This is a genomic window from Sorangium sp. So ce128 (genome assembly GCF_051525245.1).
GTDB lineage: Bacteria > Myxococcota_A > Polyangia > Polyangiales > Polyangiaceae > Sorangium > Sorangium cellulosum_B.
Window position 1 is genome coordinate 7,330,557 of record NZ_CP150313.1, and the last position, 22,092, is coordinate 7,352,648.

General features: G+C 74.9%; 13 protein-coding genes. 6 read left to right on the plus strand and 7 right to left on the minus strand.

From position 1 onward, the window contains the following. Nucleotides 1–56: 56 nt before the first annotated feature. From WME82_RS27835 to WME82_RS27850, 4 genes are all read right to left on the minus strand, one after another. Entirely contained in the window at nt 57–3,386 is a 3,330-nt protein-coding gene (locus WME82_RS27835; protein ID WP_438037754.1) for a hypothetical protein, read from the minus strand. Between the two features lie 155 nt (nt 3,387–3,541). Next, nucleotides 3,542–6,775 (minus strand): hypothetical protein, encoded by a 3,234-nt coding sequence (locus tag WME82_RS27840; RefSeq protein WP_438037755.1) that lies wholly within the window; start codon nt 6,773–6,775, stop codon nt 3,542–3,544. Nucleotides 6,776–6,834: 59 nt separating this feature from the next. Then, on the minus strand, nt 6,835–8,277 hold the full coding sequence (locus WME82_RS27845; protein ID WP_438037756.1) for a sigma 54-interacting transcriptional regulator: 1,443 nt from the start codon (nt 8,275–8,277) through the stop codon (nt 6,835–6,837). Between the two features lie 162 nt (nt 8,278–8,439). Further along, nucleotides 8,440–11,622, minus strand: a complete 3,183-nt coding sequence (locus WME82_RS27850) for a hypothetical protein (protein WP_438037757.1) — start codon at nt 11,620–11,622, stop codon at nt 8,440–8,442. 286 nt (nt 11,623–11,908) lie between these two features. Here WME82_RS27850 and mug point away from each other — a divergent pair, with 286 nt between their 5' ends. Further along, complete coding sequence (mug, locus tag WME82_RS27855) at nt 11,909–12,421, plus strand: G/U mismatch-specific DNA glycosylase (RefSeq protein ID WP_438044943.1); 513 nt, start codon at nt 11,909–11,911, stop codon at nt 12,419–12,421. 8 nt (nt 12,422–12,429) lie between these two features. Here the strand turns inward: mug and WME82_RS27860 are convergent, their stop codons facing one another. Next, the gene (locus WME82_RS27860) at nt 12,430–12,936 is read right to left on the minus strand and encodes a hypothetical protein (RefSeq protein ID WP_438037758.1); all 507 of its coding nucleotides are present in this window, start codon (nt 12,934–12,936) and stop codon (nt 12,430–12,432) included. 280 nt (nt 12,937–13,216) lie between these two features. On the opposite strand from WME82_RS27860, the gene WME82_RS27865 reads away from it, so the two are divergent. From WME82_RS27865 to WME82_RS27880, 4 genes are all read left to right on the plus strand, one after another. Then, a complete protein-coding gene (locus WME82_RS27865; RefSeq protein WP_438037759.1) occupies nt 13,217–15,772 on the plus strand; it encodes a PAS domain S-box protein in 2,556 nt (851 codons plus the stop codon). Between the two features lie 126 nt (nt 15,773–15,898). Beyond that, a complete protein-coding gene (locus WME82_RS27870) occupies nt 15,899–16,471 on the plus strand; it encodes an OmpA family protein (RefSeq protein ID WP_438037760.1) in 573 nt (190 codons plus the stop codon). A 372-nt stretch (nt 16,472–16,843) separates the two neighbouring features. Beyond that, nucleotides 16,844–17,350: a YtxH domain-containing protein gene (locus WME82_RS27875; protein WP_438037761.1), complete on the plus strand. Its 507-nt coding sequence runs from the start codon at nt 16,844–16,846 to the stop codon at nt 17,348–17,350. A gap of 10 nt (nt 17,351–17,360) precedes the next feature. Continuing rightward, a complete protein-coding gene (locus tag WME82_RS27880; protein ID WP_437739529.1) occupies nt 17,361–17,909 on the plus strand; it encodes a hypothetical protein in 549 nt (182 codons plus the stop codon). Nucleotides 17,910–18,270: 361 nt separating this feature from the next. On the opposite strand, the gene WME82_RS27885 is transcribed toward WME82_RS27880, so the two are convergent. Beyond that, complete coding sequence (locus tag WME82_RS27885) at nt 18,271–19,389, minus strand: CBS domain-containing protein (protein ID WP_438037762.1); 1,119 nt, start codon at nt 19,387–19,389, stop codon at nt 18,271–18,273. Nucleotides 19,390–19,805: 416 nt separating this feature from the next. Further along, the gene (locus tag WME82_RS27890; protein WP_438037763.1) at nt 19,806–20,987 is read right to left on the minus strand and encodes a mechanosensitive ion channel family protein; all 1,182 of its coding nucleotides are present in this window, start codon (nt 20,985–20,987) and stop codon (nt 19,806–19,808) included. A gap of 411 nt (nt 20,988–21,398) precedes the next feature. Here WME82_RS27890 and WME82_RS27895 point away from each other — a divergent pair, with 411 nt between their 5' ends. Next, nucleotides 21,399–21,995: a hypothetical protein gene (locus tag WME82_RS27895; protein ID WP_438037764.1), complete on the plus strand. Its 597-nt coding sequence runs from the start codon at nt 21,399–21,401 to the stop codon at nt 21,993–21,995. Nucleotides 21,996–22,092 lie beyond the last annotated feature (97 nt).

The window sequence follows — 22,092 nt, forward strand, 5'->3', positions numbered from 1 at the left end:
GCGGACCCTAGCACGAGAGGTCCGCCGACGCGGAATCTCCGGATGCTCGCCGCCCCTCATGGCCGGTTTGACAGCAGCTCGCAGCGGAGTCGCACGCCGCCCCCGCCGTCGCGGAGCGCGGCGGCGCCGTCGGGGCCGAAGACCACACCGAGGTCCAGCCCGCCCCGGGCCGCGGCGCGGACCTCGATCGCCTCGACGCACAGGGCGCCGCGGCCGCCGGAGAGCAGCGCGGACGCGGGGGCGTCCCCCTCGAACAGCGGCGCCCCGTTCCTCGAGGCTACCCGCAGCGTGGCGGGCAGCTCGGCGATGAACCGGTGCGACGGCCGCGCGCCGCCGCAGCCGCTGGCGCCCATCTCCGCGAGCGACGCGAGGGGCCCGAGCGGCTCGAGCGGACCGACCTGGCCACGGGCGACGTCGATCGGCCCCGCGACCACCTCGCCGGAAGCGACGGAGTAGCCGATGAGGGCCACGCCAGGGGCGTCGAGCCGGCGGCCCAGGGTGAGGCGGGCGCCCGCGAGCTCGGGGACACGCGCGAGCCCGAAGGCCGGGAAGGTGCCCTGCCGCACGGCGACGACGAAGCTGCGCCTCCCCGCGTCGAGGGCGAGCAGCTCGCCGCCCGGCAGCTCGACCGCGGCGGCGATCGCGCCGGCGTGGTCGAACGGCAGGAGCGCCGGGGGCTCGGCGCCCGCGCGCACGCGGAGGCCGCGCCGTCCGTGCGGGCCGCTCGCGTCGAACAGCAGCAGCAGATCCGCGGGCGCCCTGGCGCCTGGCGCGAGCAGCACGGGGACGATGTCGCCGGACGCCGCGCCGAGCGAGCCGTCGCGGAGCGACAGGCGGCGCGGCGCTCCGGCACGCGCGAACGGCAGGAGCACGCTCGCGGTGAAGGTGCCGTCGCGGAGCGCGCCCAGGGGCGAGGACGGCGCGGTCGACAGCGAGACGAGAGGGGGCGCGCCGCCGGTCGGACGGGCCGTCGCGGGCACGCCCCCTGCCGCGGGCGTGCCCCGAGGAGCGCGGCGACCCGAGGGGGGCGGCGCCGGGGCGACCAACGGCGGAGGGAAGGACGAGGGGTCGTCGTCGAGGCGGCAGGAGACGAGCGGCGGAGGAGCGGCGCGGAGCGCTGGGTTCACCGCAGGAGCGAAGGGCGGCGGCGCGCCGCGCGGCGAGGGCGGAGGGCCGCCCCAGCCGAGGCGGACGAGGCCGTGCTCACCCATCGCGCAGCCGATCGGGGAGCAGGCGAAGGGGGCGCCCTCGTCGAAGGGAGGCTCGATCTGGCGGGCGGGCGGGCCCTCGGCTGGACGCCACGAGCGGCCGCCGTCGGTCGACTCGAAGAAGGCCGGCGGGTCGTCGCCGGTGGCGGCGAGCGCGAACCGCCCGCCGACGACGACGTTCTGGACGCCGGCCGGGAGGGGAAAGACGGTGACGCCGCCGCGCGCGTCGATGCGCAGGCCGGCGATGCGGCCGCCGCGGCGGTGCGAGAGCAGCCGCTCCGCTCGACGGGCGCGCGCGGGAGAGCCCGCCTCCGGCAGCGCCTCGCGGGCGGGCGAGACGTCGTCGGCCTCCTCGGGCAGGTGCAGCCAGCCGCGCACGGCGCCGTCGTCGTCCTCCCAGAAATCGGTGTCGACGAGGCGCGGCGGCGATGCGGCGTCGGCGGACCCCGGGAAGACGCCGCCCGCGAGCGCCGGGAAGGCGCCGCCCGCGAGCGCCGGGTCGCGATCGCGTACGCGGACCACGCGGACGCCCTCGGGCGGGCCCGCAGGACGTTCGCGCCCGCGCGCGGGGGGGCCGGGAGGAGATCTCCGCGGCGCGCCGTCCTCCTCTTCGCCCTCGGAGGTCCGGCGCCCTTCCTCCTCGTCCTCCTCGGAGGGCGGCGGCCGCGGCCCCTCCGGCGCCTCCAGCACGAGCGCGGTGACGGTCCCGCGCTCGCCGACGATCCAGCGGTAGAGGCGGTCGGCGTCCTCGCCCTCGATCCGGCGCTCGACCCAGCGGCCGCCGCCGACGCGCACGCACACGCGTGCAACGCCTTCCTCTGCGGGCTCGCGGCTCGCGGCGTCCCCTTGCGGCTCGTCGGGCGCCAGCCGCGCGAAGCGCCGGGGCCATGGCGCCTCGTCGTCGGTCGGGCCGGCGTCTCCCGGGCTCTCCGGAAAGTCGTGGAGCCCAGGGGGGACGCTGCCGCACCGGCCGATGAAGGCGAGGCGACCGCGATCGTCGCCGACGAACGCGCCTTGCGAGCTCGCTATCGGGTCGGGGCCTCGGCCGCGGGGCGGGAACGTGGCCTCCAGCCGCGGCGCGGAGAGCGTCGTCTCGAGCCGGAGCACCTGGGCGGCCTCGTGCGCGCACGCGAGCAAGACGTCGTCGCCCGACCGGAACGGCTGGCAGCGCGCATAGCTCGGGTCGAGGCTCTCGATCGCCGCCTCCGCGAGGGGCTGGGCGGTCGCCGCCGCGAGCACGGCGAGGCCGCCGTCGCGAGCGACGAGCAACCGGCCGCCAGGGAGGAGAGCGCCGGTGGCCGCGGCAAGCGCGAGCCCTGCCGGGGCGAGCGCGCGGACCGAGGAGGCGCCGAGCGTAGGGTCCCGCGCAGGCGGGAGAGAGAGCGAGGCGCTCGGCCCGGCCCGCGGCGGAGGGGGCACCGCGGGTACGAGGCCGGCGGCGCTCACGTGGAGCGTGGCGCCGCCCAGCGGACCCAGGAGCGCGACCGCTCTGCCGCCGTCCTGCTCCTCGAGGAGCGACGTGGCGAGCCCGCGCGTCTCGAGCACGTCGATCCAGGTGGCGCCCCCGTCCAGGGTGACCGAGGCGCGGCCGAACAGGTCGAGGCGCGCCGCGCGGCGCGCGTCGACGGCCACCGCGTCGACCACGCCCGCGGCGCCGAAGCGGCGAACGGCGAGCGTGGAAGGCTCGATCTCGAGGAGCCCCCGATCGCTGCGCAGGAGGATCGCGTCGAGGTACGGCCGCGCGCCGCCCGGAGCGCCGACGTCGGCGATGGGCGCGAGCTCGCCGAGGAAGTCGGCGGCGCGGTAGACGCGGCCCTCGGACCACAGGAGGAACCCGCCCCCGAGGCGCGCCGGGATCGACCGGAACCCGCGGAGCAGCTCGGCCGCGGGGGCATCGGCGAGCACGACGCCCCCATCGACGCGAACGCGGCGCCCTTCGAAGAGCGCGGGCTCCGGGCGGGGCGCGGGCACCCGTTCGTCGGCCCCGGCGGCGGCGTCGAGGAGGACGCCGATGTCCTCGGTGAGGACGTAGCGCGCAGGAGAGAGCGGGAGCGGGTCGGCGAGCGCGGCGGCCCGCGGCTGCGCAGGGCGCGGAGGGCGCTCCGGGGCAGCGCTGCACGCGGCGAGGGAGAGCGCGAGGAGCACGCCTGCGCGGGAGGGCATCGCGGCGGCGCTCACGCGGCGCATTCTAGACCATCTGGAAATCCGCCGCAGCGTGCTGCTGGATGGGCAGACGGGCAGACGGTGCGCCGCGAACGCCGCGCGATCCGCGGCGCACCGCGCGATCCGGGGCCGCGCTCCGCGGTCGAGAGGTCCGCGAGCGCGCGCTCGGCTCAGCGCACGCCCACGACCGCCTTGCACTGCACCGGCTGCCGGCTCTCCTGGCCGTACAGGACGAGCGCGAGCGTGCCGCCGCCGGCGCCCTGCGCCGGCTCGCTCCGCCGCGCCGCCGCGGGGCTCGGCCCGCCGCGCCCGCGCCGCTCCACGAGCCCGCCGCGCGCGCCGAGCGTCGCCGCGGGTGTCGGCCCCGCGAAGCGCGCGATGAGCTTCTTCACGACGCCGGGCGGCTCGTAGAAGCCGAGGCCGCCCTCGTAGCGCTCGTCGCGCACGACGAGCTCCACGGCGTCGAGGCACGCGCGCTCGCGCGACCACCGGATCACCGCGACGCCGGCCGTCCCGGCCGCGGTGATCCCCGGCAGCGCGCCGGGCACGAGGCCGATCTCCGTATCGAACGACAGGACCACGCGCGCCTCTCCGGCGCGCGGCGCGCAGGCGGGGTCGCCGCCCGCGGCGAGCGCGCCGAGCGGGGCGAGGGCTTCCTCGGGCCCCAGGGCGCCGAGCACGGGGTCGACCGGCGAGAGCACCGCGCCGCCGTCTCCGGCGACCGCCACGAAGACGGGCGCTCCCGCGCGAGCGCCTGCGCCGAAGGCGAAGCGCGCCCGCTGCGCCGCTGTCGAGCGCGCGGTGCGCTGCACGTGGAGCTCCCGGATCGCCGGAGGCGGCCCGCCGCCCGCGGGCCGCGCGAGAGGAGCCTCGCCGCGCGCGCCGCGGAAGTCGACCGAGCTCACCACGAGGCCGTCGTGCTGCGTGCTCAGGAACACCGCGCGATCGCCGAGATCGACGCCGATCGCGGGCTGGGGGGCGCAGCCGCCGACCGGCCGCGTGACGCGCGCGGCGTCCAGCAGGCCGGCGAGGCACGCCTCCGCCGGGCCGGCCGCGATCGGGGCCACGCGACCGTCGCGATCGATGACGAGCCCGATCGGCGCCTCGTAGGGCCGGTACGCGAGCTGGAGCAGCCCGGCGCTCGCGAGCGGAACGGTGGCGCGGTGGATCTCGGCGCGCAGGTCGAGCGGCGCGATCCACGCGAGCTCCGCGTCGGCAAAGGAGGGGCCCGGCAGGCCGCCGCTGCCCGACTGGCCAACGCTGCCCATCAGGCCAACGTTGAACGACGGCAGCGTCAGCATCCCGAGGGTGCCGAGCCGCAGCGTGCCCGCCATGCGCGAGGGCGGCGCGGCGACGGCGCCGAACCCGGACGACTCCGGCACGCGCGCGGCGTCGAGCGGCCCCGCGAAGCTGCAGGCGAGCCGCGCGAGGGGCGGCGGCGCCGGAGGCCGCGCCGCCCTGTCGCGATCCGGCGCGGGCCGCGCAGGGGGCGGCTCCGCGAGGGCCGCGCCGGATCGCGACAGGGCGGCGCGGCCTCCGACGCCGCCGCCGCCGCCGGAGCGCGGGGCCGACGCCCACCCGAGCCGGAGGAACGTGCCGACGCTGCAGCCCACCGCCGAGCAGGCGTTGAGGCGCGCGGCCCCGCCGCCCGGCGGCGGCGCGACGGGCGCCCACCGCTGCCCTCGATCGATCGTCTCGAAGAGCCCGCCGTCCTCGGTCTCGGCGAGCGCGAAGGGGCCCGACGCCGCGATCGAGCGCGCGCGCGCCGGCACGGCGTGGCGGCGCAGCCGGCCGGCGGGGTCGATCGTGATCGGCGCGGGATCGGCCGCGTAGCCGTGCACGGGGAGCCAGCCCTCGATGGCGCCGTCCGCGCGCGCGGCGAGCGCGCGCGAGAGCAGCTCCGCCCGCTCCTCGCCATACGGAGGCCAGAGGAGCGGCGGCTCGCCCCGCGCGAGCCGCACGACGCGCAGCGCGCCGCGCACCTCGACGCGCTCGCCGTCCGGCAGGAACGTGCCGGGGCGCGCGATGAGCGCGACCGCGCCCCCGCCGCGGCGCGGGATCCAGGCGAGGACGTCGCTCGCGTCCGCCGCGTCGAGACGGTGCTCGACCCAGTCCCCCGGCCCGCGCCGCACGCAGAACACCGCGCTCTGTTGCGTCGCGTCGCCGCCGAGCGCCCCTTGAGAGAGCGCGCGGAGATCGATCCGCGGCCTCGGCCGCCCCTCGCATGGCCCCACGTAACCGAGCGCCTCGCCGTCGACGCCGACGAAGCGATCGGTCTCCCGCGCCGGCTCGGGCAGGAGCTCGAACGAGCGCTCGACGCGGAGCGCGCGCGCGTCGCTGGAGAGGTCGACGACGCTCGCGCGCTCCGGGCCGGCGCAGACCGCGAGCAGCGCGTCGCTCGCGCGGAACGGCGCGCACTCGCCGCTGCCGGGCGGGAGCGGCGCGACGGACGAGGCGCGGCCGGTGGCGAGGTCGACGCGGCCGATGAGGCCGTCCACGGCGAGCGCGGCCCCGCCGTCGGCGAGCGGCAGGCCCGAGGCGACGGCGTCCGCGAGCTGCTGGAAGGGCGCGCGGCCGAGCCACCCGGGATCGACGCCGGCCGCCGGCGGCGCGCGCCGCGCGCGGGGCTCGCCGAGGCGACCGCTCGGCTCGACGGCGCGCTCGAGGCCGAAGGCCAGCGAGGCGACGATCTCCTCGCCGCGGACGTCGAGCGCGATCGCATCGCCGAGCTCCGCCGTCACGTCGCGGTACGAAGCGCCCGCGTCCAGCGTGAGGAGCGCGCGCCCGAAGACCGTCAGGACGAGCGCGCGGCGCTCGCTGGCCGCCGCGGCCGCGACGAGGGACGGCGAGCCGAGCGGCCGCAGCGCGCCGCTCGCGCCCTGGACGACGAAGCTCCCGGCCGCGGTGAGCAGCCCGATGCCGTCGAGCCATGGGAACGCGCTGGCGACGTCGCCCGGCAGGGTCGCGAGCTTGCGGAGCTCCCCGCCGAAGCTCTCGGCGGCGTAGATGTCGCCGCCGCTCCAGAACAGGTAGCGCGCGGCGCGCGTGACGCCGATAACGCGCGCGCCGGGCCGGGCCCACGCGGGGAACGCCGCGCCGCCGGCGAGCACCACGCGGTCCGCGCCCAGCGGCTCGAGCCGATCGAGGCCGTGCAGCTCGGCGCGCTGGCCGTTGACGATCGCCCTGTCGACCTCCCGGCCGTCGAGGACCACGCGCTCGACCAGGCCGAGGTAGGGTTGCGCGACGTACCGGGCCGGGCCGAGCGCGACGGTCGAGGTGGCGCGGGGAGGCGGTTCGAGCGCGCCGGGCGGCGCGGCCGCCGGCTCGGCCGCGCCGCACGCCGCGAGCGCGAGCGCGAGCGCGAGCGCGGCGAGGAGAGGAGCCACGACGTCTTCGGCGGTCATGCGGGTGCGGGCCTCGGCGGGCGCGAGTGGTGCCGCTCTGCGCGGCGCCGAGCGCGATGCTACCCGCGAAACGTGTCGGCCTTGAGGTTGTACCGCCTCATCCAGCGGTGCACCTGCACGCGATCCCTCCCCAGCACGCGCGCCACGGCGGCGACGTTCCCCTGGTGCCTCGCCAGGAGATCCCGAAGCACGCCCTCCTCCGGGGTGGTCCTCGGCGGCAGCGGCCCGCCCGGCGCGGACGCTCCGTCCTCCGCGGGCTCCTCGTCGTACTGCGGGTAGACCGTGGCGCGGGAATCCTCCACGAGCGGGCTCGCGAGGGCAGCGCCCCGGGCTCCGTACGTCTTCATCCGATCGCGGATGCTGTCGCTGAGATCCTGGATGCCGAACTCGGCGCCGCGATCCGCGGCGGCCCAGCGCTTCAGGAGCGCCTCGAGCTCCCGCACATTGTAGGGGAAATCGTGGTGGAGCAGGGCCGTCATGGAGACCATGCTGGGCCGGATCTCGGACCGGCCGTGGCGCGCCGCGAGCGCGGTGCAGAGCAAGAACATGTCTTCCTTGCGTTCGCGGAGGGGGGGCAGGGTCACGCTGTGCTCGTTCAGGCGACCGAACAGATCGGCGCGGAAGGCGCCCGTCTGCTGGAGCTTGTCGAGATCGCGGTGCGTGGCGGCGACGATCCGCACGTCGATCCGCTCGGCCTGCGTCCCGCCGAGCGGCGTGAACTCCTTCGACTGGATCACCCGGAGGAGCTTCGCCTGGGCTTCCGCCGGCATGTCCCCGATCTCGTCGAGCAAGAGCGTGCCCTCGTGGGCCGCGCGGAGGATGCCCGCCCTGTCGCGGTCGGCGCCCGAGAACGCGCCGCGCCGGTGCCCGAAGAGCTCCCCCTCGACGAGGGCGGCGGGGATGGCGGCGCAGTTGACGGCCAGGAACGGGCCGCGCCGGCCGCTCCAGTCGTGGAGCTGCTGGGCGAAGATCTCCTTTCCCGTCCCGCTCTCACCGCGAATCAGCACCGAGAGCTCGCTGCGCGCGATCTCGTGCAGGCTGCGGGCGAGGGTCCGGGTCTGGTAGCCGCCCACGATCTGCCCCATCGAGAAGCTCGGCGGCCCCTCCTGCGAGCCCGGCGGCTCGACGTAGGCCCCGTCGATGCGGTAGCGGGCGTAGCTCTCGACGTCGCGCTCGACGAACTTGAAGATGGCGTCGCCGACCCGGACCTGGTCGAGGTGCGCGATGGGCGCCTCCGTGACGAACTCGCCGTTGCAGAGCGTGCCGTTGCGGCCGCCGAGGTCGGTCAGCCGCCAGACGCCGCCCCGCCGCTCGATCCGAGCATGATGGCGCGAAGCGCTCCGCGTCGGCACGGACACATCCGCGGTCGGATCGCGGCCGAGGACCGAGCCTTGCTCGAGCACGGGGTATGCAGGACGGAATTGCTCGTAGTTGTCGGCGTAGAGCAACACGAGCCCCGCCCCGGCGCTGGTCTGCCGAGAGAACGGAGCACGAAATTGCATTGACGCTGTACTATCGATGTCCTTCGACCGTTCTGTCCCGTCGCCGTGCATTGGGAATGGTGATGGTACCAACCTATCCGTCCGCCGGGCGTATCATTCGTCCGAGCCGATCGTGCTCGCGGAGGGGTCTTCGGAGCGGCTGACCCACATCCACGCCGCGCCTCAGCCGTCCTCGGGCCGCGCGCCCACGGAGCACACGAGGCGCTGCGTCGTCGCCTGCGCTCGCAGCGCGCCTTGTCCTGCGCCGCTCCCCTGCCCCCGCGCGGCCGTCCACCGCGCGATCAGCGCCGCGTCCTCCGCGCGCTCACCGCGCCGCCTCGAGTCGGAGGCCGCGAGGTGCAGCGCTTCGAGGCAGACGCGCTCGCGCCCCCAGCGCACCTGCGCGAGGCCCTGGTTCCCGAGCGCGATCGCGGGCAGCGCCCTCCGATCGAGGCGCAGCGCGCGCTCCGGATCGAGCGCCACGAGCGCGCGCCACGCGCCCCTCTGGGCGCGGCAGCGCGCGTCGCTGGCGGCGGTCAGCGTCGCCCAGGGCGCGAGCGCGACCACCTCGCCCGCGGTCCCCCCCATGCGGTCCAGCACCGCCGCGCCCGCGATCTCGAGGGCCGAGCCGTCGAGCACCAGCACGCCGGCCTCCCCATCGTCGCGCCACGCGAGGGTCATCGGCCGGCCCCGCAGCTCCTCGCGGTCGAGCGCCAGGAGGCGCGCAGGCCGCCGGGGCTCCGGCGTGTGCTCCTCGACGGCCACGCGGCGCCGGAGCTCGCCGAGCACGAGCGCGCGGCCAGGACCGAGCAGGAGACCCGGGGCCCGCCCCGGCGCGGTGTCCGCGTAACCTCGGCGCGGCTCGAACGCCGGGAGCGCCCGCGCGCCCTGCGGGTCGAGCAGCAGCTCGCCCGCCTCGGCGAGGACGAGCAGCCCGACCTCGCCGCTCGCAGCGAGCAGCGGCATCGACGCGCTGCGCTTCCCGCCATGCCCGCCGCTCGGCGCGAGCTCGGTCGCGTTCAGTCGGAGCGCCTCGCCGCGCAGATCGAACGGCGGGAGGTAGAGCACGCTGTGCGTCCGGACCGCCGCGACCTTCGGGCCTCCCTTTCCGGGCGCCGCGCCGCCATTGCCCGACGCCGCGACGTTGGGCGGCGCCTCCTCGGGCGCGGCCTCCTCGGCGGGCGGCGCCTCCTCGGCTGGCCGCGCGGCGCGCCCAGGCGGCGGCGCGTCGGCGACGACATCGAGCGTCTCGCCATACGACGTCGGCACGGTCCATCGCTCCGAGCCAGCCTCGGGCGCGGCGCGCGGGCGCAGCGCCGGCAGCTCGACCGGCGCGCAGGAGAGCGACGGCAGCGCCGCCGGCGGCTCGTCGATCCGGCCGACGCCGCCCACGCAAGCCGCCGCGTCCGCCCCGGCGGCGCCCGCGCGGCTGGCATCCGCCGCCCCGCAGCCGGGACCCGGCGCGGCGGCGACGGCCGGCGACGCCTCGCCCGCGCCCCAGCCGAGCCGCACCACGCCGCTCAACGCACAGCCGAGCGCGGAGCACCCGCCCTGGAACAACGGCGGGGGCACCGGCGAGCGCCCGGCGGCGCGCCACGTGCGGCCGTGATCGAGCGTCTCGTAGAGCTCCGCGCCGGCCGTGACGAGCACGCCGTGGTCGCCGGTCACCACCATCCCCGCCGGATCCGGCGGCAGGGCGTGCGGCGAGACCGTCCCGTCATCCGCGATCGTGACGCCCAGGCTCCCCTGCCCGACGGGATCGGGCCACTCGACCGACGACAGCCACCCGTCGACCCCGCCGTCCTCGCGCGCGCGGAAGCGCCTGTCGACGAGCGCCCGTGTCCCGTCGCGCAGGGGCGGCGTCCAGTACCAGCCGGGGAGGTGCCCGCGGAGCTCCACGACCCGCGCGCCCCCCTCGTCGCGGCCCCGCGGCGCCCCGGCGGGCGGCGGTAGCCGCGCGTCGCGCTCGCCCCTCAGCAGCGCGATCGCGCTCCCGTCCCGGCGCGGCGCCCAGCCGACCAGCGTCTGCGACTCGCCGAGCTCGACCGCATGCTCGACCCAGTCGTCCGGGCCGCGCCGCACGCAGATCCTCGGGTGGATCACGACCTCGCCGTAGCGGAGATCTCGCTCCTCGTCGCTGGCGACCCGCGGCGACGCCGCGCAGCCGCCGACGTAGCCGAGCGCGCCGCCGTCGTCGGCCACGAAGAACCCGTCGTCGCTGAAGGAGCGCTCCATCCGCGGCGCCTCGCCGCGCTCGGAGCGCAGGACGTAGCTGCCGTAGCCGTCGTAATCGTCCCACACGCAGAGGAAGAGCGGCCCGTCCTTCGCGGGCACCGGCGCGCAGCCCGGCCCGTCCGGGAGCCAGCCGGAGAACCGCTCGCGCACCGCGCCCGTGCTCACGTCGATCCGCGCGACGCCGCCCTCGAACACCCCGAGCGCGGTCCCGTCGAGCAAGAGCGCGCCCGCGGAGATGGCCGCCGCGAGCGGCGCGAGATCGTCGAGGACGGGGGCGTCGCGGGAGGCGGCCTGGGCGCCTGCGAAGAGCAGCTGGAACGACCCGCTCGGCTGCCAGATCGCGCGGGGATCGCCGTCGGGCCGGCCGAGCGAGCCGTCCGGGAGGACGGCCACGCGCCCGAGCGCCGTGTCGAGCGAGAGCGCGTCCGGGGCGACGCTCAGGGCGCGCACGGCGATCCCGAGCCGCTGGCCGACGTCGATCCACGTCCTGCCGCCGTCCGCCGTCGTCGCGGCGCGGCCGAAGACGTCGAGGCGCGCCGCGCGCGCGGCATCCAGCGCGGCCAGATCGTGGATGGCCGGCATGTCGAGCGCCCGGCCCCGATCCTCGCCCGGCAGGAGCTCCCGCGGCCCCTGCTCCATGAAGACCACGACGCCTCGCAGGCCGTTGCGGGCGCCCCGCACCGCGCCGCCGCCGCCGAGCGCCACCTCCGCGAGCGGCCCCGTGAAGCCGCGCGAGCGGAACGCCCTGCGCCGGGTCCAGTGCAGGAAGCCCCCGCCGAGGTGGGGCGCGATCGCGAGCGATCCGACGACCGGCTCGCCGGACGCCCACAGATCGGCCTCCCACGCCGCCGCGGCGACGCGCCCGTCTCCGCCGAGCTCGATCCGCGCGCCCTCCGTGACGACGCGCGCCGCGACGGCCGCGGCCGGTCCGTCGTGCGTCGCCCGGAACACGCCCTCGGAGAGCGCCTGGAAATAGCGCGCCCCCGCCGGGGCAGCGCTGGCGGAGCCGGTCGCGCCCGACGCACGCGCGGCCCGAGCAGCCCCCGCGCCGCTCGCCGGGCTCGGCTCGGGCGCACGCGCGCAGGCGGCCGCGAGGAGAGCCGAGATCAGACCGAGCGAGCGCACCAGCATCCGGGGAAAGCACGACGGTATCCGTTGTCGCGCCCCCGTCCAGCGTCGATCCACGTCCTCGCCCCCCCACGCCGTCACCCCCGGCGGCCGCGCCCGTCGTCCCCGGCTCCCGCGCCCGTCGTCCCCGGCTCCCGCGCTCCTCGCCCTCGGCGCCCGCGCTCCTTCGCGCAGCGACGTCGTAAGCTGCAGCCGCGGCGCCCTGCGCCCGCCCGGAAAGCCTGTGCACTCCCCTCCCCGCCTCCGACGACCCACCCGCGACGAGCTCCTCGCCGCCGCCGGCAAGACGGTGCCGGACGTCATCGCCCCGGACCTCGACGTCCTCTTCTGCGGCATCAACCCGGGCCTCTACACCGCCGCCGTCGGGCACAACTTCGCCCGCCCCGGCAACCGGTTCTGGCCGGCGCTGCACGCCGGCGGATTCACCGATCGCGTGCTCTCCCCGTCCGAGGAGCGCGAGCTGATCGAGCTGGGGCTTGGGATCACCAACGTGGTCGAGCGCGCGACCGCGTCGGCGGACGAGCTGTCCGCCGAGGAGCTCGCCGCGGGCGGGCGGCGGCTCGAGACCACGGTGCGACGCTACCGCCCTCGCTTCCTCGCCGTGCTCGGGATTGGCGCCTATCGAGGCGCCTTCGGCAGGCCCCGCGCCGTGCCCGGCCCCCAGACAGAGACGCTCGGCGCAACGCGGCTCTGGGTGCTGCCGAACCCCAGCGGGCTCAACGCCAGCTACCAGCCGGACAGGCTCGCGGCGATGTTCCGCGCACTCCACGAGGCGGTCACGTCGACCCGGGCCACGCGGTGAGCGGGCGCCTACTCGGGCAGCGCGTTCGCCTCCTCCTGAGGCACCTTCGCGCGCGCGCGGCGGGCCTCTTCCCGGACGGCCGCGAGGCCGGGCGGCCCCTCGGGCGATCGCCCGCCGCGGTTGGTCACCGCGGCGAGCCACGCAAACGGCGAGTCGGGCGCGCTCTGCGCGACGAGGAGGACGGCGCGGGACGCGTAACGCGAACAGCCGTCCTCGCACACGGGCAGGACGAGGCGGAGCCCTCCGCCGCCACCTCGGCCCACGAGGGGCGCCACGCGGAGCTCCGACGGAGGCGGCGACAGCACGGCCATCATCGCGCGCGCCATCAGATCGACGAACGTCCCGCCGGACATCGCAGGCGGCTCGGAGGACGGCATCCCCGCGCCGTCCGCCGCGTCGAGCCGGCTCGGCGGGAGCGCGAAGAGCCCCGCTCCGTCGGCCGCAGCCGCCGGCGACGGCAGCAGCGCGCCCACGAGCGCTCCCACGAATGAAGCCAGCTTGAGTCCGAATCGCATACGTGCTCCCTCTGCGGCACGTCCAGCAGGCCCCATGCCAGCCACGCGCTGCCGGCCGCGGCGTCGCGGCGCCGCACCCACGACGGTCCGCTCCGTTCGGCGCACGTGACGGATCGCCACAGCGTGGCGCGCGGAGCCCGATCCCGCGCGGCCTTGTCGCTGCGCGCTGGAGGTGCCGCGGCGAGCCGGAGATGCCCGCTTCGAGCAGGACAATGGCCCTCGCCGCGCGCGCGCCGCTTTCGCTTGCCAGAAGGTCCGGGCGCCGTTAACCGTCTTCGTCATGCCCGACCGAAAGCCAGGGCTGAGCCCGCTTCAGGTGAAGTCCTCGGTCCAGCCGGGCGCTCCCCTCCCGTCCGCTCCGTCCGAGCCCGTGGCGAGCATCCTGCTCGTCGACGATCACCGCGCGAACCTCCTCGCCCTCGAGGCCGTGCTCGATCCGCTGCGCCAGCGGCTCGTCACCGCGCAATCCGGCGAGGAGGCGCTGGAGCACCTCCACCGCGAGGAGTTCGCGCTGATCCTCATGGACGTGAAGATGCGCGGAATCGACGGCTTCGAGACGGCCGCCCGCGTGAGGGGGCTCGATCGGGCGAGGCACACGCCGATTATCTTCATCTCGGGGCTGCCGGAGGACGAGGACCGACGGTATCGCGGCTACCGCGAGGGCGCGGTCGACTATGTCGTCAAGCCGTTCAATCCCGACATCCTCCGCGCCAAGGTGGCGGTCTTCGTCGAGCTGCACCGGAGGGCCGAGCAGATCAAGCGGCAGGAGGCCGCGCTCCGCCAGCTGGAGCGCCAGGCGAGCGACGAGGTGTTCCGGCGCATCATGGACACCAGCATGATGGGCCTGCTCTTCAGCGACTACGAGGGGCGCGTCATCGAGGCGAACGACTGCTTCCTCTCGATGATCGGCTACACCCGCGAGGACCTCAAGGCGGGGCTGCTCAGCTGGCAGGAGCTCTCCCCGCCGGAGTACGAGCACGTCCACCACGACGCGATCACCGAGCTGAGCCTCCACGGCGTCACGAGGCAGTTCGAGAAGGAGTACATCCGCAAGGACGGCAAGCGCGTGGCGGTCCTCGTCGGGTCCGCCCGCATCGAGACGCAGCGGCGCAACCTCACCTACGTGCTCGACATCAGCGAGCGCAAGCGCGCCGAGGCCAACGTCAGCCTCCTCGCCGGCGCGGGCGAGATCCTCTCGTCCTCGCTCGACTTCCGCGAGACGCTCGGGCAGCTCGCCCGGCTCGTCGTCCCGCTGCTCGCCGACTGGTGCGCCGTGGACATCCAGGGCCAGGACGGCGCGATCCAGCGCGTCGCCGTCCAGCACACCGACCCGCAGAAGGTGGAGCTCGTCCGCCAGATCGAGCAGAGCTATCCTGTCGATCCCGCGGCGAGCCGCGGTGTGCCGAAGGTGCTCCGGACGGGCGAGGCCGAGTGGGCCTCCGAGATCCCGGACTCCCTGCTCATCGAGAACGCGCGGGACGAGGAGCACCTCCGGATGGCGCGCGAGCTCGGCCTCCGGTCGTACCTGGTCGTGCCGCTGGCGGCGCGCGGCCGCGTCCTCGGCGCGATCACGCTCGCGCACGCCGAGTCGGGCCGGCACTACACGAAGGTCGACGTGCAGTTCGCCGAGGAGCTCGCCCGGCGCGCCGCCCTCAGCGTCGACAACGCCCTCCTCTTCGAGCGCGAGGTCACCGTGCGCAAGGAGGTCGAGACGCTCGCGGAGGAGCTGAAGCACAGCGAGGCGCAGTTCCGGCTGCTCGCCGAGACGATGCCGCAGCTCGTGTGGACGAACCGCCCGGACGGCCACCACGAGTACTTCAACCGGCGCTGGTACGACTACACGGGGCTCACCGCGGAGGACACCGGCGGCGAGGGCTGGAGCCGGATCATCCACGCCGACGAGCACGAGCGGGCCATCCAGGCCTTCCGGGAGGCGCTCCGCACGGGCGAGCCGTACGAGAGCCAGTGCCGGCTCCGGCGCGCGGACGGCATGTACCGCTGGTTCATCGGCCGGGCGGTCGCCTCGCGCGACGGGTCGGGCCGCATCGTCCGCTGGTTCGGCACGTACACGGACATCGACGATCAGAAGCGCGCCGAGGAGGAGCGGCAGCGGCTCGTCCAGGCGCTGGAGCGCAGCAACAAGGAGCTCGATCAGTTCGCGTACGTCACGAGCCACGACCTCAAGGCGCCGCTCAGGGGCATCGCCAACCTCTCGCAGTGGATCGAGGAGGACCTGAACGACAAGATGACGGCCGAGAGCCGCAAGCAGCTCGATCTGCTGCGCGGGCGCGTCCACCGGCTCGAGAACCTCATCGACGGGATCCTGAGCTACTCGCGGGCGGGCCGCGCCCGCGAGAAGCCCGAGGCGATCGACGTCGGCAAGCTCCTCCGGGAGGTCATCGAGCTGCTCGCGCCCCCGCCGGAGACGCTCGTGGAGATCGCCCCCGACATGCCCGTCCTCGTCACGGAGCGCGCTCCGCTCCAGCAGACGTTCCTGAACCTGATCGGCAACGCGCTGAAGCACGCAGGCGGCACCGATCCGGAGGTCCGGATCAGCGCGCGCGACGCCGGGCCGTTCTGGGAGTTCTCGGTCTCCGACAACGGGGCGGGCATCGCGCCCGAGTACCACGACCGCATCTGGGGCATCTTTCAGACGCTGAAGGCGCGCGACAAGGTCGAGGGCACCGGCATCGGCCTGTCGGTCGTGCAGAAGATCGTCCAGAGCAAGGGCGGGCGCGCCTGGGTCGAGTCCGCCGTCGGCGCCGGCGCCACCTTCCGTTTCACCTGGCCCAAGATCGAGGCCAGAGAGGCCAGAGAGCCTTCATCCCCCTCATGAGCCCGCCTTGAGCGCGGGGCGTGGCGCGCGGCGACACGCCTCGATCGCCGGACAGGCACGGAGCTTGAACGACCTCCTCGGAACACGAGACGGCTTATCGCGGCCGACCTCGAAAGGAGGGTCCACATGCTGTCGATGTCCAACCTGCCCAGGCTCTGCCTGGGCGCGCTTGCGCTCTCGCTGTTCACCGCGTGCGCCGCGGCACCACCCCCGGAGCAGGCTCGGCCTGAGCCGAGGTTACCCAACCCGGGCCCGGATGGAGTCTACAAGGTCGAATGGCCCGATCTCAGGGAAGGTGAAGATCGGTTCATCGGCCTCACCCTCGGGGCCGACATCGCCGACGTCTGCCGCCTGCCCAAGACGAGCTTCGCCTTCGACTCCTCCGAGCCGCTCCCGCAGGATCACGTGGAGCTCCGGGCGCTCGTCGACTGCCTGCGCTCATCGAGCCTCCAGGGCGCGAGGATAGAGCTCGTCGGCCGCGCCGATCCGCGCGGCACCCCGGCGTACAACCAGGATCTCTCGCTCCGCCGCGCCGCGCGGGTGAAGGAGATCCTCGTGAAGGAGGGCATCCCCGCGGATCGCATCACGACGCGCGCGACGGGCGCCGCCGAGGCGGTCGGAGCTCAACCGATGTATTCCTATGGCTATGATCGCAGGGTCGACGTCGCGCTGATCGGCGTCGCCCATGCCCCTCGGTGACGCGCGCGCTCGCCCGCTCGCCCGCTCGCCCGCTCGCCCGCTCGACGGTGGCGGCTCGGAGCCCTGCCGGAGCGGCGCTGCAGCTGGCTCTCCCTCTCGGCAGGACGGCACTCCTCCCCCAATCCAACCTCTTCCGTTGGCGACGGCGCCGCGCGCCGCGGCCCTTGGCTCACCGGCGCTCGTCTCACGGCGCGTGTTGCGCCCGAGGCGCGTCACGACAGCTGTGGCGTTTCGTCACGCAAGCGCCACGGCGGCGCTCCGCGGCCCCGGGGCCAGGCGCTCTGGGCGCAAGCTCTCGGTTGGTCCGGGCCCTGCAATGGTTTCCCGACACGAACCGGCGGATGTCGTGTCCGTCACGAGGAGACAAGAGCCATGACGAACCGAATGAACAACGCGGTGGGGACTGCGAAGGGTGTGGTTGAGTCGGCGGCTACCGGCGCGGGCGTGGCCGCGACGGCGGCCAGGACGACGGCGTTCGACGTCGCGAAGGCGGTCGCCGGCGTCGCCGCCACGGTCGGGGCGCTCGGCTTCGACGACGTGCTCGGCTGGGTCGGGCTCTCGCGCAAGCGGAGCCCGCTCACGGCGCTCGGCCTCTTCGGCGCCGGCCTCGCGGTGGGCGTGGGCGTGGCCCTGCTGCTCTCGCCGACCTCGGGCGAGGCGCTGCGCCGCGAGCTCCTGACCCGCCTCGACGGCCTGAAGCGCCAGGCGACCCGCGGGGTCGAGCAGGCCGAGCGCAAGGTCCAGGACAAGGTCGGCAGCGCGGTCGACGCGGTGAAGGGCGCGGTCGCGCCGTCCGACGCGAGCTCCGCGAACTCGCATTACGGCATCGAGGGAGCTGGGCTGTCCCACGGCGGCGAGAGCGGCCATCACCTGAGCTGAGGCGCTGGCCGTGTGGCTCGAAGCCATCATCACGCGGGAGGATCTCGCGCAGATCCTGGGCGAGTTCCTCCCGGTGAAGATCCACCTAGACGACGACGAGACGACCGATCGCTGGCTGTACCTGGGCAAGGCGACCGAGATTGCCCTGGCCGACGACCTGGGCTTGCGGGTCACCTGCCCGGCGGAGCTCCAGTGGTCCATCGCGGGCGTCAACCCCACCATCCGGCTCGATGAGCTCAAGGTGCTGATTTGCCCCGAGATCATCGAGAGGAACAAGGGGAACGTCCTGGCGTTCAACGTCGAGCTCGAGGAGGCGGACATCCGCGGCATCCCCTCGATCCTCGACCACACCGTCATGAAGGCGGTCAACGCGGCGCTCGCGAACAAGCGGCCTGAGTGGAACTTCACGAAGACGCTCACGCACACCGTGGGGCTCCCCTCCAACCTCGATCCGATCGAGGGGCTGCACATCGGGGTCGCCTGGGGCAAGCGCCGCATCAGTCAGGACGCGCTCGTGCTCGTGGTCTCCTTCAAGCTCAATTTCGTTCGAGGCGATTGAGCTTCGCGGTTCCCGACGAGCGCCCCGCCCCCCTCTCCGGGTTGGCGGGGCGCTTCGCTCGAGCGTCGTTGTGTCCGGAACCACGCTCGCCCGTTACCTCGCGATCCCGGAGGGGTCCGGGCATCCCGCCGAGCCCCCCACCATCGGTCACCAACGTGAACGTTTACGTGGTCGTGAACGTGGTCGTGGTCGTGAACGTTTACGTGGTCGTGAACGTGGTCGTGGTCGTGGTCGTCAACGATAGGCCGTGAACGACCACGACCACGACCACGTAAACGACCACGACCACGTAAACGACCACGTAAACGTTCGGATGTGGGAGGACGCGGCGCGAGGCTTGGTTAACGCCTATGCCGACGCGTTAACCCACCTGAGGAGCCAGGTGAATCCTCCCGAGCCGACCCCCGCGCCCGCGCGTGAGCGCACCCGCGATGTCCGAGTGCTTGACGAGCCCGAGGTAGCTCTCTCCGTCGAAGACGGCGACCACCGGCGTGTTCTTCTCGATCATCTGCCGCCCCACCTCGTCGAGCGACACGTCCGCCGCCACCCGGGGCACGTCGCAGCGCATGATCCACGCGATGAACGACCCCTCCTGGCCGGCGGCCAGCGCGCGCATGACGTCCGTGCGCGTCACGACCCCGATCACGCGGTCCTCGTAGACGACCGGGAAGTCCGGCTCCTGGCTCGCGAGGATCCGCCGCGCGGCGTCGCCCACGAGCTCGCCAGGCCACAGCTGGACCGCCCTACCCTCGCTCGGAGGCTCTTCGGGCGGCGCCACGGGCGCCATCACCGCCTGCGCCGCGCTCCACTCCCGCCGCGCCTCCACGAAGAGGAGCGCCGACAGCGCGGCCATGACGAGCTGACCACCGAACAGGCCCATGAAAAACAGCACCCCCGCCGCCGCTTGCCCGAGCGCCGCCGTCATCGACGTCGCGAGCCAGGCGCCGGTGAGCGGCGAGAGCGCCTCGCGCAGCGCGCGCCCCCCCTCGAGCGGCAACGCCGGCAGCAGGCCGAGCAGGGCGATCCCCAGGTTCGCGCTGGCGATCCACACGATCGCGGCCTCGCGCGAGGGCGCTTCGGCGGCCTGAAGGACCGAGATCCAGCCGAGCTCACCCAACCCGCGCGGGGCCTCGACGGCCAGCGCGAAGAGCACCGCGAGGGCCACGTTCGCCGCGAGGCCGAGCGCGCCGCCCTGCACCCACCCGGCCGCGGGACGCGAGCGGCTGACGATCGGGCCGAGCGGCGAGAGCTGGATCTCCCGCAGCCTCAGCCCGAGCTGCCTCGCCACGATCCCACGCACGAGCGCCTGCAGCGCCACGCACCCGAGCAGCGCCGCGCCCAGCGCGCAGCCGAAGAGCGCGCCGCTCCAGCCGTGCCGCGCCCCCCACTGGAGCGCCCCGATCGGGAGCAGCAGGCCGAACGCCGCATGCGCAAACACATCAACACCGCCGAGCCGCGTGATCCTGATGACCGACTTCATGGTGTCTTGCTCCTGGGTTCCCGCAGGCACCTGCACATGGCGGAGGCGCAGTTCCGACGTGCCACTGCCTCCTCCCCCGGGGCGTGGCGAACACCTCGTCGCACGATCGACGGCTCGGCTGACGGGCACTTGTCCCAGATCTTTCTGACTCTACTGCAAATCACGTGCCGATTTCCTGCGCCTCACCTGCGAGGGAGCGGCGCGCGGAGCCCTTCCTGGCGGTCAGGGAGGGCGCGACTGACCTGAAGGGCTGTTCCGCGACGCTGGTCGTCATCGCGTCGTCATCGCGTCGGAGCCCCTGTGGCAGGGCCTGGGCCGGCCTTCGACACCCCCGAGGGACGCGGCGGATGCCGGGCTCATCGGACATCGCCTGAATGCCGCGGTGTGGCGTTCCGCTACATGGTGGGCGCACGCCGTCACGGCGCCACATCGGGCAGCCTGTCGCCCGCTCCAGCCCGGCGCGCGCGGCCCGAGGCCGGACCACGACCCTCTGCCGCTTCCGAGAGAGAGGCGCTCCGGGTCAAACGCTCCTGCGGCAGGTACGCGCCGCCCTCCAGCTCCTGGACCCAGCGGAGCATCTCCTCGCGAAGCCAGCACCGCAGATCGAACAGCTGCCCAGGATCGCGCGCCGAGACGAGGAGACGCACCTCGATCGTGCGCTCTGTCACATTCGTGACCTGAACGGCCTTCACGCGCTCGTCCCAGAGCTCGCTGCTCGGGAGGATCGACTCGAAATGCCGCCGCAGGGCGTCCACCGGGGTCCGGTAATCCACGTAGATCTCGACGGTGCCCAGCTTCTCCGTCCCGTGCTTCGTCCAGTTCTGAAACGACTGGTCCAGGAGCCTCGCCGTCGGGACGATGAGCCGCCGCTCGTCCCAGATCTTCACGACCACGTGGGTCAGCCGGATCTCCTCGATCGTCCCGAACTCGCCGTCCACCACGACCTTGTCGCCGAGGTCGATGGGGCGGGTGAACAGGATGTGGAGGCCCGACAGGATCGCGCCGACCGGCTTCTGCGCCGCGAGGCCGAGCACGACGCCCGCGATGCCGGCCGACGCCAGCAACGAGACGCCGACGTTCCTCACCGCCTCGAAGTTCAGGAGCACGAGCGCGCTCGCCACGATCACGATGAGCACCCGCGCGACCCGCTCGAGCACGCGCGCCTGGGTGCGGAGCCCGCGGGACGACTCGCTCCCCTCCTCGAGGTGACGCAGGGCGCGCGCGTCCAGCACCTCCGTGAGGATCCCCACGATGCGCAGAAGGAGCCACGCCACGCCGCCGATGAACAGCGCCGAGAGGAGCGACCGCAGATCGGTCACGAGGCCCTGGCCGAGCCGCGTGAGCTTGGCGAGTCCCGCTGTCAGGACGACCCCGAGACAAAGGGTCACGGGGCCGATTGCCGCGTCGAGTGTCTTTTCGTCCCACGGCGTCGCGGTCCGTCGCGCGACGACCGAACCGGCGCGCCGGAAGACGCCCGCGGCGATCCGAGCGAGCCCGAAGCCGACCGGAACGCTCGCCGCGACGATCACCCACGGCCACACTCCATCCCCCGGGATCCCCAGCCGGGCGCCGAGCGATTCAAAGTTCGAGTTCTGCATGCGTCCACTCCTTCACCAGCGCACCAGCGCCGCGCGCGCCTCCGTGGCCTGGAGCCCCGGGGACACGGGCCTCTCCGCCGCGCTCTGGAGGGCGGCGCAGAGGGCTGTGACCGAGCGAGGCGCGCCGGGCTCATCCATCGTGTGTGCGGCGTCCCCACGGCACAGGGCGTGCCGCGGCCCCCTCCGCCGCGTGTCCCGCCAGATCTTCGCCGCTCACCGACCAGAGCTCGCGAGGACGGATGGAGGCAGGCGCGCCCCGTTGCGGCGATCCGCGCCAGCGTCGCTCGACCCCCGCCGGGTGCGTGCGACCGACCCGAGCGGCGCGGCATGCAGTGTGCAAACGCAACGGGAGGTGCAGCGGAGCCGATGGGGCGTCGAGATCGGCTGAAGAGACGCGGCAAAGGATCGTTTATGTCAGAGCGCAGAAGCCAGGTCGATGATTTCACTCGGCTCACCGAGGAGGATTTCACGCGGCTCACGCAGGAGACCGAGCGGCTCGCGAAGCACGTCGAGGATCTCCGGCACCGGATCGCCGCGACGACCGCGAAGCGGCGCGCGTCCTCCGGCACGCTCCCTGCGCAGAGCGCCGCCCCGTGCGCACCGCCGCACGGGCCCCCCTCGGAGCGGACGCACAACGCGACCCCGGAGCGGCCGTGCGACGCCGCCGCGGAGCGGCCGTATGACACCGCCGCGGAACGGCCGTATGACGGGCCACCGGAGCGGCCGTATGACGCCGCCGAAGAGCGGACGCACGACGCGGCGTCGGAGCGGCCGCTCCGCGGAGCGACGGAGAGGCCGCCCCCCCGTCACTCTCCCTTTCCCGAGCGCACCTCGTGCCTCGCGAACGTGTCGCGATGGCTGCCGCCGCTCAGGACTGCGAGAGATGCCATGGAGTCGGGCGTCCATGAGAGGGTGGGAGAGGCAGGGCGTTACAGCATCATCACGCCGCGCAACAAGCCGAGCGATCTCCCGACGAAGCGCCGCTCGCCCAAGTCCGACGTAGCCTGAGGCGCCGGCTCGGAGGGCCGCAGCGCCGGCGCGGGGGCCGCTTCCGCCGGTGTCCCGCCGCGGCTTCACGCGCGCGCTCGGCCGACCGCGCGCCGCG

What these genes read in the sequence shown, in the direction of transcription:
- WME82_RS27885 (WP_438037762.1), bottom strand. Translation starts at nt 19,389, where the DNA reads ATGAAGTCGGTCATCAGGATCACGCGGCTCGGCGGTGTTGATGTGTTT.
- WME82_RS27870 (WP_438037760.1), top strand. Translation starts at nt 15,899, where the DNA reads ATGCTGTCGATGTCCAACCTGCCCAGGCTCTGCCTGGGCGCGCTTGCG.
- WME82_RS27860 (WP_438037758.1), bottom strand. Translation starts at nt 12,936, where the DNA reads ATGCGATTCGGACTCAAGCTGGCTTCATTCGTGGGAGCGCTCGTGGGC.
- WME82_RS27865 (WP_438037759.1), top strand. Translation starts at nt 13,217, where the DNA reads ATGCCCGACCGAAAGCCAGGGCTGAGCCCGCTTCAGGTGAAGTCCTCG.
- WME82_RS27850 (WP_438037757.1), bottom strand. Translation starts at nt 11,622, where the DNA reads ATGCTGGTGCGCTCGCTCGGTCTGATCTCGGCTCTCCTCGCGGCCGCC.
- WME82_RS27840 (WP_438037755.1), bottom strand. Translation starts at nt 6,775, where the DNA reads ATGACCGCCGAAGACGTCGTGGCTCCTCTCCTCGCCGCGCTCGCGCTC.
- WME82_RS27890 (WP_438037763.1), bottom strand. Translation starts at nt 20,987, where the DNA reads ATGCAGAACTCGAACTTTGAATCGCTCGGCGCCCGGCTGGGGATCCCG.
- WME82_RS27875 (WP_438037761.1), top strand. Translation starts at nt 16,844, where the DNA reads ATGACGAACCGAATGAACAACGCGGTGGGGACTGCGAAGGGTGTGGTT.
- WME82_RS27895 (WP_438037764.1), top strand. Translation starts at nt 21,399, where the DNA reads ATGTCAGAGCGCAGAAGCCAGGTCGATGATTTCACTCGGCTCACCGAG.
- WME82_RS27845 (WP_438037756.1), bottom strand. Translation starts at nt 8,277, where the DNA reads ATGCAATTTCGTGCTCCGTTCTCTCGGCAGACCAGCGCCGGGGCGGGG.